This is a genomic window from Pseudomonas sp. NCIMB 10586 (assembly GCF_023127895.1).
Taxonomy (GTDB): domain Bacteria; phylum Pseudomonadota; class Gammaproteobacteria; order Pseudomonadales; family Pseudomonadaceae; genus Aquipseudomonas; species Aquipseudomonas synxantha_A.
In genome coordinates this window covers 280,801-294,117 of record NZ_SPKQ01000050.1, presented here as the reverse complement: position 1 = coordinate 294,117, position 13,317 = coordinate 280,801, and the positions used below count along the sequence as shown (strand labels likewise).

Here is a 13,317-nt window from a genome sequence, read left to right as displayed (position 1 = left end):
TTAAGGCCAAGCGGGGCTCAGGGATAGAGCTGAAAGGCGCGTCGATAGGGGTTTTCAACTGTTTGTATGGTCAAACGAGTTTTTCACTATAGCTTCACAAGCTGACTACAGTTTCAGGGCGAAGATCGCCCCCCATTGATATAAGGAACTTGGACATGGGTTTTTTCAAAACAGCGCCAATGCGCTATTTGCTGTTGATAACCGCTGCCTGGTTATTGGTTTTCCTGCTTACTCGCAGCGTGTTGCTCGTGACTCACCTGAATGAAGTGGGCGGCAACTTGCTGCCGGTGTTTGGCGTGGGTCTGGTCTACGACCTGGGCTTCCTCGCCTATGCGGCCTTGCCGCTGGGCTTGTATTTGCTGCTCTGCCCACCCGCACTGTGGCGCCGCCGCGGCCACCGCTGGTTCTTGCAGGCGCTGCTGACAATCAGCCTGTTCGCCATGCTGTTCACCTCGGTGGCCGAATGGCTGTTCTGGGATGAGTTTGGGGTGCGCTTCAACTTTATTGCGGTCGACTATCTGGTGTATTCCGATGAGGTGCTGAACAACCTGCTGGAGTCTTACCCGATCGGCAAGCTGCTGAGCCTGCTGGCAATGCTGGCGATCCTCATGAGCCTGGCCCTGCGTAAACCCTTCAATGCCGCCATGGCGGCACCGTTGCCGGCACTGCGTGGCCGTTTGGTCAATGCCCTGGGCCTGTTGGTGGTCGCCGGCCTCAGCCTGCAACTGATCAGCCAGGACAGCCCGCGTGCCCAGGGCGGTAACGCTTACAAGAACGAACTGGCCAGCAACGGCCCTTATCAATTCTTCGCTGCGTTCCGCAATAACGAATTGGACTACACCCAGTTCTATCAGAGCCTGCCCACTGACGTGGTCGCCCGGCAACTGCGCGCCGAACTCAGCGAGCCCAATGCGCGCTTTATCGACCCGGACCCGCTGGATATTCGCCGCGCCATCACCAACCCGGGCACACTGCGCAAGCCCAACATCGTGCTGGTCACCATCGAAAGCTTCAGCGCCAAGTACATGGGCAGCAACGGCGATCAACGCAACCTCACGCCCAACCTGGATGCATTGCGCAAACAAAGCCTGTACTTCAATAACTTCTATGCCACCGGTACCCGAACCGACCGGGGCCTGGAAGCCATTACCCTGGCGATCCCACCCACGCCAGGCCGCTCGATCGTCAAGCGCATCGGTCGTGAAAGCGGGTTCGCGAGCCTCGGCCAACAACTCACGGCCATCGGTTACGACAGCGTGTTTGTCTACGGCGGTCGCGGTTACTTCGACAATATGAACGCGTTTTTCAGCGGCAACGGGTATCGGGTCGTGGACCAAAGCAGCGTGCCCGAGTCAGAAATCTCGTTCAAAAATGCCTGGGGCATGGCCGACGAAGACCTGTTCAAACAGACGCTTAAACTGGCCGACGCCGACTACGCCAAGCAACAGCCGTTCTTGCTGCAACTGATGACGACTTCCAACCATCGCCCCTATACCTACCCGGATGGGCGCATCGATATCAAATCCGGCAAGGGTCGCGATGGTGCAGTGAAATACACTGACTACGCCATCAACCAGTTCCTTGAAGCTGCACGCCAGAAACCCTGGTTCGACAACACCATTTTTGTGTTCGTCGCCGACCACACGGCCGGCAGCGCAGGCAAGGAAGACCTGCCGATCACCAACTACCAGATCCCGTTGTTTATCTACGCGCCCAAGCTGATCGACGCACGGGAATCCGCGCAACTGGCCAGCCAGATCGACCTTGCGCCGACCTTGCTGGGCCTGATCAACCTCAGCTACGAGTCGACGTTCTTCGGCCGTAATCTGTTGCAAGACAACCCGCTGCCACCGCGAGTCGTGGTGGGCAACTACCAGCATCTGGGCTTGTTTGACGGCAAGGACCTGGCAATCCTCAGCCCGCGCCAAGGCTTGCGTCGCCACGACCAGGCCCTTGGAGAAAGCCAGGAGTTGCGCGTCGGCAGCGATGACCCATTGATCCAGCGGGCAATTACCTACTATCAGGCCGCCAGCTACGACTACAAACAGCAACTGCTGAGCTGGAAAGCGCTCAAGGAAGAGGCTCCAGTCTTAAGCAAACGCTAATCAAAAAGCCCCGTGCAGGTGAGCACGGGGCTTTCTCACCAAGGTTCGTGATGAAATCCCCCTCTTCTTTACCGGTTTCCAAACCGCTCAATTTCTGGCTGTGCCTGGGCCTGCCTGCCGGCGCCGCAGTGGTCTTGCTGTTGCTGGAACTGACCTCATTGGACATGGACCTGGCCAGGCGCTTCTACAGCGCGGAGGCTGGCGGCTTCATCGGCCGCTATAGCTTCTTCCTTGAAGACATCCTGCATGATCGGGCCAAGCAACTGGTGATCCTGTTTTCGGTACTGGCGATCCTGGGGCTGGTCGGCAGCTTCATTCTGCAACGACTCAAGCCGTACCGCCGCGAACTGGTGTGCCTGGTGCTGTCGCTGGGAATGGCGACGGCGTTCGTGTCGCCACTGAAAACCATCACCGCCGTGCAATGCCCCTGGAGTCTCAAAGAGTTCGGCGGCCAGGAAACCTACAGCGAACTGCTCAGCCCGCGCCCACCTACCGATAAACCTGGCCGCTGTTGGCCCGGCGGACATGCAGCCACCGGTTTTGCCTTGTTCGCCTGGTTCTTCGCGCTGAGGGATCGGCGACCACGACTGGCGCGCAACGCGTTCATTTTTGCCGTCAGCCTGGGCAGCGTCTTCTCAGTCAGCCGTATGCTGCAAGGGGCACACTTTTTTTCCCACAACGTGTGGACAGCGATTTTTTGCTGGCTGATTTGCCTGGGTTTGTATTGCCTGTTGCTGTACCGGCCTTCACGGCAAGCCGTAATGCCGATCAGTTAAGCGAATGCAATGCTCAACGCAACGAAGATCAAATGTGAGAGCTGGCTTGCCTGCGATTGGCATGGGTATCAACACAACTTTACAGTCGCCAACAGTAACCACGATGCGAAGCGAGTCGCTTTTGATCTGCTTTTGATCTTAGGCGCCCCGTTAAACCACGCTGGCCGGAATTCGACAGGGATTTGGGGGGTAAACCGGCAGGGATGCCGGTTTAGCCGCCCCGCGCCATGGATGGCGCGTGGCGGCGGCCCCCCAAATCCATCGCGGATTACGGGCACACCGAGCCTAGGCGAGGTGCCGAGTGGTGGGGCAAGAGCGTTTTGCTTACTTTGCCGCTTTTGCAAAGTGAGCCGCCGTCAGGGCGGAACCCTAAGTGGCCATTACCGCAGGAATGGATATGTACTCGGTATAACTGTGTCGGCTGGCAGGCCGCCATCGGGAGCAAGCCCCCTCCCACATTGGGACCGAGGGGCGTCAGGTAGATAGGCGTCGGCTGGCAGGCCGCCATCGGGAGCAAGCCCCCTCCCACATTTGGATCGCGGGGTGTCAGGTAGATAGGCGTCGGCTGTCAGGCCGCCAGCGGGAGCAAGCTCCCTCGCCACAGGTCCAGTGTCCTACCGAAGTTGAGTAGATACAGCCGCTCACAAAAAAGCCCCGCCTGCATCACTGCAGGCGGGGCTTTTTATAGCGCCGGGTAAGGCTGGCTTACATCATGCCGCCCATGCCACCCATGCCGCCCATATCTGGCATACCGCCGCCAGCTGCGCCTTCAGCCTTCGGCTTGTCGGCGATGGCAGCTTCGGTAGTCAGGATCAGGCCACCGATGGAGGCTGCCGCTTGCAGCGCGGAACGGGTCACCTTGGTAGGGTCCAGGATGCCCATTTCGATCATGTCGCCATAGACGCCAGTCGCAGCGTTGTAACCGTAGTTACCTTTGCCGTTCTTGACTTCGTTGACCACAACGCTTGGCTCGTCGCCGGAGTTGGCAGCGATCTGGCGCAGCGGTGCTTCAACGGCACGACGCAGCACAGCGATACCAACGTTCTGGTCGGCATTGTCGCCGGTCAGGTTGGTCAGGGCTTCCAGAGCACGGATCAGCGCAACGCCACCGCCAGGTACCACGCCTTCTTCAACGGCTGCACGGGTTGCGTGCAGGGCGTCTTCAACGCGGGCCTTCTTCTCTTTCATTTCAACTTCGGAGCCAGCGCCAACCTTGATCACTGCAACGCCGCCGGACAGCTTGGCCAGACGCTCTTGCAGTTTTTCACGGTCGTAGTCCGAGGAGGTTTCGGCAACCTGTGCACGGATCTGCGCGATACGGGACTCGATGTCGCCTTCAACGCCAGCACCGTCAACGATGATGGTGTTTTCCTTGGAGATGGTCACGCGCTTGGCGCTACCCAGGTTTTCCAGGGTGGCGCTTTCCAGGCTCAGGCCGATCTCTTCGGAGATAACGGTACCGCCAGTCAATACGGCGATGTCCTGCAGCATGGCCTTGCGACGGTCGCCGAAGCCTGGAGCCTTGACGGCTGCAACCTTGACAATGCCACGCATGTTGTTCACAACCAGGGTCGCCAGGGCTTCGCCTTCAACGTCTTCGGAAACGATCAGCAATGGGCGGCCGGCTTTGGCAACGGCTTCCAGTACTGGCAGCATTTCGCGAATGTTGGAGATCTTCTTGTCAACCAGCAGGATCAGCGGGTTGTCCAGCTCGGCAACCATGGTCTCTGGCTTGTTGACGAAGTACGGAGACAGGTAGCCACGGTCGAACTGCATGCCTTCTACAACCGACAGTTCGTTTTCCAGGCCCGAGCCTTCTTCAACGGTGATCACGCCTTCTTTACCGACTTTTTCCATGGCTTCGGCAATGATGTCACCGATGGAGCTGTCGGAGTTGGCGGAGATGGTGCCGACCTGAGCGATGGCCTTGGTGTCGGCGCATGGCTTGGACAGGTTTTTCAGCTCGGCAACGATGGCGATGGTCGCCTTGTCGATGCCACGCTTGAGGTCCATAGGGTTCATGCCGGCAGCGACGGCCTTGTAGCCCTCGTTGACGATCGCCTGAGCCAGTACGGTAGCGGTGGTGGTGCCGTCGCCTGCGTCGTCGTTGGCACGGGAGGCAACGTCTTTGACCAGCTGCGCGCCCATGTTCTCGAAACGGTCTTCCAGTTCAATTTCTTTGGCGACGGAAACGCCGTCCTTGGTGATGGTCGGAGCGCCGAAGCTCTTCTCGATGATCACGTTACGGCCTTTCGGGCCCAGGGTCGCTTTTACTGCGTCAGCCAGGACGTTGACACCGGTGAGCATTTTCTTGCGGGCGGAGTCGCCGAATTTAACTTCTTTAGCAGCCATGATCGATATTCCTTAAATACTTTGTAGTAACGGGAAAATGAGCGAGGAAATCAGTCTTCCAGTACGGCGAGAATTTCGTTCTCAGCCATGACCAGCAGGTCTTCGCCGTCGACTTTCACAGTGTTGCTGCCGGAGTAAGGGCCGAAAACAACCTTGTCACCCACTTTCACGGCCAGTGCGCGTACATCACCGTTCTCCAGGGTCTTGCCTGGGCCAGCAGCGACGATCACACCGTGGTTGGCTTTTTCAGCAGCCGAACCTGGCAGAACGATCCCGCCAGCGGTTTTCTTTTCTTCTTCGCTGCGACGGATTACGACGCGGTCGTGCAGAGGACGAAGCTTCATTGTCGATCTCTCCTAATTGTGTTTTTCATCGGCCGGTATCAATTCCGGCGGGTTAAATTCCGGCGGTGCCGGTCGCGGCTCGCTGGGCGAGACGCGGAAGTCTGTCTGATGTCACCACCAGAAACCTTGCGGTGACCGTTACATAAGGGCGCATACGCTTATTACAAGGGGGCCGGGAGGAAATTTTTTCTCAGATCGCTCCCCGGGCCAATGCAACACGGCACCCGAAGGTGCCGTGCCAGTGAAGCAGTTATTTGTTGTCGCGGTGTTCGAACTCGCCTTCGATCACGTCGCCTTCACGCCCCAGCGGTTGACGCGGGGCCGGGCCGCCACGGGGTTGCAGGTCGTCGGCAAACGCGCGTTGGCGCATGGCCGCTTCTTCGGCGCGCTGGCGCATCTTGCCGGCCAGCAGTTTGCGGGTAAACGGCAGCAGCAGGACCAGGCCGAGCACGTCGCTGATAAAGCCCGGCAGGATCAGCAGGCCACCGGCCAGGGCCATCATCAGGCCCTCAAGCATGGTCTGGGCCGGCAGTTCGCCGCGGTTCAGGCTTTCACGGGCACGCAACGCCGTGGCCAGGCCGGCCACGCGCAGCACCAGGACGCCGAGCATGGAGCCTGCGATGATCAGCAGCAGCGCCGGGAAAAACCCGATCGCACCGCTGACTTTGACGAATACGAACAGCTCCAACACCGGGAACAGCAGAAAGAGCAATAAAAAAGGGCGCATCAAATGGTTCCTCAACGCAAGAATGCCTTGCCAGTTCACCTTAGATGACGTCGCCATTGTGTGAATTCAAGCGTCGGCAGTGGTTTTTTTCGGCCACACCACGGCGTGAGCCAATGAAACCAGGGCCTCGCGTACTTGTGTCGGTGTGTTGCAAGGCGTCTCGAAAGGCAACCAATGCAAGCTTTGGCCAATACGCAGGTGCATGCCTTCGCTGTCGATGCCGGCCAACTGCGCAGGCTCGCCAGTCGGCAAACCGCTGAGGTCGACGTAATGGGCGATGGCCTTGGTGTGATCGCTGTTCATGTGCTCGATCATGCTGCGCTCGGCCTTGCCGGCGAACGGATTGGCCAGGGTCAACTGGTCGACCCAGTGAATCGCGCCAAACCCACCGATATAACGGTGGCGCACCGGCTTGAGCACCCAGAAATCGAAATCGTGGGCCTTGTGGTAGTTGGCCGAATCGGGGAAGTAGCGGTAGTAACGCTCGGCGGCCGCTTCAATGGCTGCGCCGTCTTCCAGTTTCTCGGCCTCGGCCAGGTAGGTCAGACGCCCCACGGCCTGCACATCATCAGCCTCGCGCTCACCCACCAGCAATGAGCACTTGGGATCTTTTTGCAGGTTATGGGTGTGCTGGGCGATGCGGCTGATCAGGATCAGCGGGCGGCCCTGCTCATCAAGGCAGTAGGGCACGACCGAGCCGAAGGGAAAACCGGGCATGGCTTTTGACTGTGTGGCCAAAGCCCCACGGTATTCCTTGAGCAACAGCTCTCGGGCGTTCTTGGCAACGTGCGCGCTCAACGTATGACTCCTCGGGTGTTCCGCCGCCCATGGCATATGGGAATGGATCTCAACACAAGGTAATCAATATCCGCGCAGGTTGCCAGAGTGGCCGACGCAGCTTTTACCAGGCCACACCAAAGCCTGCGGTGTAGCGAGTCTTGCTCAGGCTGCTCTCGGAACTGCCGCTGACCTCGTTGCGCTCGGCCTTCAAGTTGAGCGAGGCCCATTCGGTAACCTTGTAGCGCAGGCCCATTTCCGCATCCAGGGAATACTCGGACGGCCCGGCAAGGGGTTTGCCCAATTCGCCGTTGGTGAAGAACTCGACGGTCTTGCCCACCAGGTAGCGGTTGTAGTTCCACTTCATGGCCAGGGAATAGAAGTTGTCCTTGCCGCCGTCGGCGTATTCGTAGTCGGTGCGGTTAACCAGCGAACCGAGGGAGAACGCGCCCAGTTCATCGTCCCAGAACTGATAGCCCGGGCCGGTACCGACAACGCGCTGACGGGCCAGGTCTTCGACCTTGTCGCGCTTGTAGGTCAGGCGACCCTGCCAGAACCAGTGCTCGGTGATGAAGCGGTCCAGGTTGTACTCCAGCGCCCAGTTATCGGTGGTGGTAACGTCGTCCTGGAACTCGCGGTTGTATTCGCCCTTGCCCGTATGACGCCATTGGCCATGACGGGCCGAGGTCTTGAAGTCGATGTCGTAATCGTTGGTGTCTTTGTCGGCACGCTTGTAGTCCAGCGCCAGGTCGACGTTGCCCTTCCACACCAGGTCTTCGATCACTGGCTTGGGCTTCATGATCTGTTGGATGCTTGCCAGGTCGACCGTCTTGGGTGCCTCGCCATTGGCCAGCACCACCTTGCCGTCATCCGACGCCTGCAACGACTTGGCCTTTTCGCCGCTGTAGGCGTCCTGCTTGACCAGCAACTCCTGATCGCTTTCCAGGGTCTTGACCTGCTTCCAGTCCACCGGGATCGAGCCCGCGTAGGTGGTTTGGATCAGCAGTTTGCCACCGTCGAAGACTTTGATCTTGCCGGTCAGCCGGTCGCCGTTTTTCAACCAGACGGTATCGGCGAGCAAGGGCGTGGAAGCACTGAAAACAGCAAGGCACAACAGGGTTCTGGACAACATAAGCAGATACGGGGCTCAGGGGTGGCAAAAAATAGGGGCGTTATAGTGTTACATGGCTAGAACTGACTCAAGGATTTATATTGAGTTCAATGCTCATCGTCATGTTTACAGACGTTTCTGACAAAACCGCGACGATCTCAACGGATATCCCCATAGTGAAGCCACCTGCCGATACGCCGCAAAGCCCCGCCGAAATGCGGCGTACCGCGCTGTACCTGACCTTGTCGCAAGTGCCCGAAGGCTGTGTGGTGAGCTACGGCGAGCTGGCTCACCTGGCGGGTCTGGGCCGTGCCGCCCGATGGGTCGGGCGCACCCTGAGCCAGTTGCCCGAAGACACCCGATTACCTTGGCATCGGGTGTTGGGCGCCGGTGGTCGGATAAGTCTGCCGGCGGGCAGCGCCTCAGGCGACGAACAACGTGCGCGTTTGCGTAGCGAAGGCGTCACTATCTTGAACAATCGTGTTGATATTCAGCGCCATGGCTGGCGTCCGGTAGAGCACAGCGGTTAGAGTGCGCGCTTTGTTTCCGCAAACCTGAGGCAGACTCCAGCCCATGCCCCGTAAAACCTGGCGCGCCGCGCTCGCCGCCTATGCCAGCCCCTCGACATTAGTGCTGTTGTTGCTCGGCTTCGCCGCCGGCATGCCTTACATGTTGGTGTTCTCGACGCTTTCAGTGTGGCTGCGTGAAGCCGGTGTGGCCCGCGAGACCATTGGCTATGCAAGCCTGATCGGCCTGGCCTACGCCTTTAAATGGGTCTGGTCGCCGCTGCTCGATCAATGGCGCTTGCCGTTGCTCGGTAAACTGGGGCGTCGTCGCTCCTGGCTGGTGCTGGCCCAATCGCTGGTGATCCTCGGATTGATCGGCATGGGTTTTTGTGACCCGCAAAAACACCTGTCCTGGTTGATCGCCATCGCGGTGATCGTCGCCTTCGCGTCGGCCACCCAAGATATCGCCGTGGATGCCTACCGCCTGGAAATCGCCGACGACAGCCGCCAGGCCGCCCTGGCCGCGAGCTACATGTCCGGCTACCGCATTGCCGCCCTGCTGGCCACGGCCGGTGCGCTGTTCTTTGCCGAAGGCTTTGGCTCCACCGGCTTCAACTATAAACACTCGGCCTGGACCGGCACCTATGTGCTGTTCGGCGTGTTGATGGTGCCGGCGTTGCTCACCACCTTCCTCATGCGTGAACCTGATGTGCCACTGCGCACCCAGTTGCAGGCCGGGCGCTACAGCTTCGCGCACCAACTGGTGTCGGTGTTTGTGCTGATCGTGCTGTTGGTGTCGGTACCGGCGATGTTCACCCAGCTGTACAACACCGACTTCGCCAGCGTGCTGTTCCAGGGCGTGAGCCTGTGGGAACTGCTGATGGAAGACCGCGCGTTCCTGCGCGCCATCCTTTATATCATCCTCACCACCCTGTGCCTTTCGGCCATGGGCCGCCGGGGCCTGGCGCCGGTGCTGACGCCGGTCAACGACTTTATCCTGCGCTATCGTTGGCAGGCGCTGCTGCTGCTCGGGCTGATTGCCACGTATCGCATGTCCGACACGGTGATGGGCGTGATGGCCAACGTGTTCTATATCGACCAGGGTTTCACCAAGGACCAGATCGCCGGAGTGAGCAAGATCTTCGGCTTGATCATGACCCTGCTCGGCGCCGGCATGGGCGGCCTGTTGATTGTGCGGTTCGGGATCCTGCCGATCCTGTTCATCGGTGGCGTGGCCTCGGCCGGCACCAACCTTTTGTTCGTGATGCTCGCCGACATGGGCCCCGACCTGCAGATGCTGATCGTCACCATTTCCCTGGACAACTTCAGTTCGGGCATGGCCACCTCGGCGTTCGTGGCGTACCTGTCGAGCCTGACCAACCTCAAGTTCTCCGCTACCCAATATGCGTTGCTCAGCTCGATCATGCTGTTGTTGCCACGCCTGATCGGCGGGTATTCGGGGGTGATGGTGGAGAAGTTCGGTTATCACAACTTCTTCATGATCACTTGCCTGCTGGGGGTGCCGACGCTGCTCCTGATTGCATTGCACTGGTTCCAGGAGAACCGGCGCGCCCGGTTGAATCCGCCGCAGGAAGACTGATACGACTCGGTCAATGTGGGAGCTGGCTTGCCTGCGATAGCGATGGTGAACCCAACGCCGCTATCGCAGGCAAGCCAGCTCCCACACAAGCGACGGTTACGACAGATACGCCCCGCCACCTCACGCCTGTACTCCAGCAGCAACCGCCCGTACAATCCCAAGTCATTTCAAGTCCAAGCAACCGACAACGGCCTACCATGCGTACCAGTCAATATTTGCTCGCCACACAGAAAGAAACGCCTTCCGACGCGGTTGTGATCAGCCATCAGCTGATGCTGCGCGCCGGCATGATCCGCAAACTGGCCTCGGGCCTGTACACCTGGTTGCCCATGGGCTTGAAGGTGATGCGCAAGGTCGAAGCCATCGTTCGCGAAGAAATGAACGCTGCCGGCTCTCTGGAAGTGTTGATGCCGAGCACCCAACCGGCTGAGTTGTGGCAGGAATCCGGGCGCTGGGAAGAGTACGGCCCTGAGTTGCTGCGCTTCAAGGACCGTCATGGCCGCGATTTCTGCGCCGGCCCGACCCATGAAGAAGTCATCACCGACCTGATGCGCAACGAGTTGAGCAGCTATAAACAGTTGCCGCTGAACCTGTATCAGATCCAGACCAAATTCCGCGATGAAATCCGCCCGCGCTTCGGCTTGATGCGTGGTCGCGAATTCATCATGAAGGACGCCTATTCGTTCCATGCCGACCAGGCTTCCCTGCAAGCGACCTACGACCGCATGCACCAGGCCTACTGCAATGTATTCACGCGCCTGGGCCTGAAGTTCCGCCCGGTTGAAGCGGACAACGGCTCCATCGGCGGTGCCGGCTCCCACGAATTCCACGTGCTGGCCGAATCCGGTGAAGACGATATCGTGTTCAGCAACGGTTCCGACTACGCGGCGAACATCGAGAAGGCCGAAGCCATACCACGTGAAACCTCGCGCCCTGCTCCCACCGAGGAGCTGCGCCTGGTCGACACGCCGGACACCAAAACCATCGTGGCCCTGGTGGAGAAATTCAATCTGCCGATTGAAAAGACCATCAAGACCCTGATCGTGCGCGCTGAAGAAGAAGGCAAGCTGATCGCCCTGGTGATCCGTGGCGACCACGAGCTCAACGAAATCAAGGCCGCCAACCAGCCTGGCGTAGCCAGCCCGCTGGTCATGGCCACCGATGCCGAACTGCGCGACGCCATTGGTGCCGGTGCCGGTTCCCTAGGCCCGCTGAACCTGCCGCTGCCGATCATCATCGACCGTTCCGTCGAGCTGATGAGCGACTTCGGTATCGGCGCGAACATCGACGACAAGCACTACTTCGGCGTGAACTGGGAGCGTGACCTGCCGGTTCCGACCGTGGCCGACCTGCGCAACGTCGTAGCCGGTGACCCAAGCCCGGATGGCAAGGGCACCCTGGAAATCAAGCGCGGCATCGAAGTCGGGCACATCTTCCAGCTGGGCAACAAGTACAGCAAGGCGATGAAGTGCGAAGTGCTGGGCGAGAACGGCAAGCCGATCACCCTGGACATGGGCTGCTACGGCATTGGTGTTTCCCGCGTGGTCGCCGCTGCCATCGAGCAGAACAACGACGAGAAAGGCATCATCTGGAGTGACGCTTTGGCGCCGTTCCAGGTGGCCCTGGTGCCGTTGCGCTATGAAACCGAGCAAGTACGCGAAGCCACCGACAAGCTATACGCTGAACTGACCGCTGCCGGTTTTGAAGTGCTGCTCGATGACCGGGACAAGAAAACCAGCCCGGGCATCAAGTTCGCCGACATGGAACTGATTGGCATCCCGCACCGGATCGTGGTCAGTGACCGTGGCCTGGCCGATGGCAATCTGGAATACAAGAGCCGGACCGAAGCGCAAGCCCAACCGTTGCCGGTGGCTGACGTGCTGTCTTTCCTTCAGGCGCGTATTCGTCGCTGAAAACCAGATCAAGAGAAGTCATGTTCAAGCGAAACACCAAAGCCCTGGGGGGCGCCGCCTTGTGCGGCGCCCTGCTGGTCAGCGGCTGCGCCAATCAGATGTCGCAACGCAGTGAGCACGAGGAGCGGGTCGAGCGTAAATTGCTCGATCACAGCCTGCAGATCGATGTAGGCGAACCCAAAGTGCTGGAGCTGCCGCAACGCCGGGTTCGCATTCATGAGCAGAAGACCTTCGAGGTCACCGAATTCGAAGTCACCCGTCGTTACGATCGCTACACGCCCTACCAGCCCTGGCGCAAACTCTATGAGATGCCGCTGGGTGCCGTGGCGTTGGTCGCGGGCGTGGGTGCCAACGTGGCGAATATCTTCGCCCTCGGCAACCTGCCCACGAGTGTGACGCGAGACTGGCTGAGCTATGGCGTGGACGGCATCAACCCGTTCATGAACGTGCAATCCCATGGCCGTGCGCAACAGAACCTGGCAGCTATCGATGAAGTCCAGCGCGACAAGCGCCTGGAGTATTCGAGCCTGCCGTGGAGCGAGCGCCCGGTACAAGTCACTGCCGGCAAGCAGACCCATGAGCTGACCACCGACCGCAACGGCATCCTGCGCCTGAACCTGCTGGACAGCCCGTTTGCCGAGCAGGACCTGAACCGCGTCACGACCTTGAAGATCAGCGTGGCAGATGGTCAGGACGATGTGCACACAGACTCGACCCTGGCGGTCAGCAACGGCCTGCGTGGCAAATTGCTGGAAGCCCATGCCTTGATCTACGACGACCTGGAAGATGACGAAGTGAACCAATGGGTGCACCGCGTCAAGCGCCTGTCGGAACTGGGCCTGGAAGAAGAAGCCAGCGAACTGGAACAAAGCCTGATCGAGCTGACCCGCAATGATCCGGAATTGCAGCAGGAGTTTGTGCAGGCACTGACCAAGGATGCGGGGCGGTTGGTCGCAGATCCTGGCGCACGCTGAAATCTGCAGCCTGTTGGAGATCAAATGTGGGAGGGGGCTTGCTCCCGATTGCGGTGTGTCAGTCAGTACATCTGACACTGATACACCGCAATCGGGAGCAAGCCCCCTCCCACACTTGAGTCTCCCACACTC

At 59.5% G+C, this 13,317-nt stretch carries 11 protein-coding genes; 6 read left to right on the top strand and 5 right to left on the bottom strand.

Going from position 1 to position 13,317, the window contains the following annotated elements:
* The first annotated feature begins 155 nt into the window (after positions 1–155).
* On the top strand, positions 156–2,105 hold the full coding sequence (locus tag E4P01_RS24940) for an LTA synthase family protein (protein ID WP_216092059.1): 1,950 nt from the start codon (positions 156–158) through the stop codon (positions 2,103–2,105).
* A 50-nt stretch (positions 2,106–2,155) separates the two neighbouring features.
* A complete protein-coding gene (locus E4P01_RS24935; protein WP_216092060.1) occupies positions 2,156–2,881 on the top strand; it encodes a phosphatase PAP2 family protein in 726 nt (241 codons plus the stop codon).
* A 705-nt stretch (positions 2,882–3,586) separates the two neighbouring features.
* Here the strand turns inward: E4P01_RS24935 and groL are convergent.
* The 5 genes from groL to E4P01_RS24910 form a co-directional block, all read right to left on the bottom strand.
* On the bottom strand, positions 3,587–5,233 hold the full coding sequence (groL, locus tag E4P01_RS24930; protein WP_005791041.1) for a chaperonin GroEL: 1,647 nt from the start codon (positions 5,231–5,233) through the stop codon (positions 3,587–3,589).
* Positions 5,234–5,283: 50 nt separating this feature from the next.
* On the bottom strand, positions 5,284–5,577 hold the full coding sequence (locus E4P01_RS24925) for a co-chaperone GroES (protein ID WP_003193940.1): 294 nt from the start codon (positions 5,575–5,577) through the stop codon (positions 5,284–5,286).
* Positions 5,578–5,827: 250 nt separating this feature from the next.
* Entirely contained in the window at positions 5,828–6,304 is a 477-nt protein-coding gene (locus tag E4P01_RS24920; RefSeq protein WP_047711694.1) for an FxsA family protein, read from the bottom strand.
* 66 nt (positions 6,305–6,370) lie between these two features.
* The gene (locus E4P01_RS24915; RefSeq protein WP_078822224.1) at positions 6,371–7,102 is read right to left on the bottom strand and encodes a HugZ family protein; all 732 of its coding nucleotides are present in this window, start codon (positions 7,100–7,102) and stop codon (positions 6,371–6,373) included.
* A gap of 103 nt (positions 7,103–7,205) precedes the next feature.
* Entirely contained in the window at positions 7,206–8,213 is a 1,008-nt protein-coding gene (locus E4P01_RS24910; RefSeq protein ID WP_032879652.1) for a DUF481 domain-containing protein, read from the bottom strand.
* A gap of 194 nt (positions 8,214–8,407) precedes the next feature.
* On the opposite strand from E4P01_RS24910, the gene E4P01_RS24905 reads away from it, so the two are divergent.
* The 4 genes from E4P01_RS24905 to E4P01_RS24890 all read left to right on the top strand — a co-directional run bounded on the left by E4P01_RS24905 (position 8,408) and on the right by E4P01_RS24890 (position 13,185).
* Positions 8,408–8,722 carry an MGMT family protein gene (locus tag E4P01_RS24905; RefSeq protein ID WP_050549437.1) on the top strand — a complete coding sequence of 105 codons (315 nt, stop codon included), beginning with the start codon at positions 8,408–8,410 and terminating at the stop codon, positions 8,720–8,722.
* 43 nt (positions 8,723–8,765) lie between these two features.
* On the top strand, positions 8,766–10,298 hold the full coding sequence (locus E4P01_RS24900; RefSeq protein ID WP_078822225.1) for an AmpG family muropeptide MFS transporter: 1,533 nt from the start codon (positions 8,766–8,768) through the stop codon (positions 10,296–10,298).
* A 197-nt stretch (positions 10,299–10,495) separates the two neighbouring features.
* Complete coding sequence (locus tag E4P01_RS24895) at positions 10,496–12,211, top strand: proline--tRNA ligase (RefSeq protein ID WP_148852651.1); 1,716 nt, start codon at positions 10,496–10,498, stop codon at positions 12,209–12,211.
* A gap of 20 nt (positions 12,212–12,231) precedes the next feature.
* Positions 12,232–13,185 (top strand): hypothetical protein, encoded by a 954-nt coding sequence (locus E4P01_RS24890; protein WP_032879651.1) that lies wholly within the window; start codon positions 12,232–12,234, stop codon positions 13,183–13,185.
* The last annotated feature ends 132 nt before the right edge of the window (positions 13,186–13,317 follow it).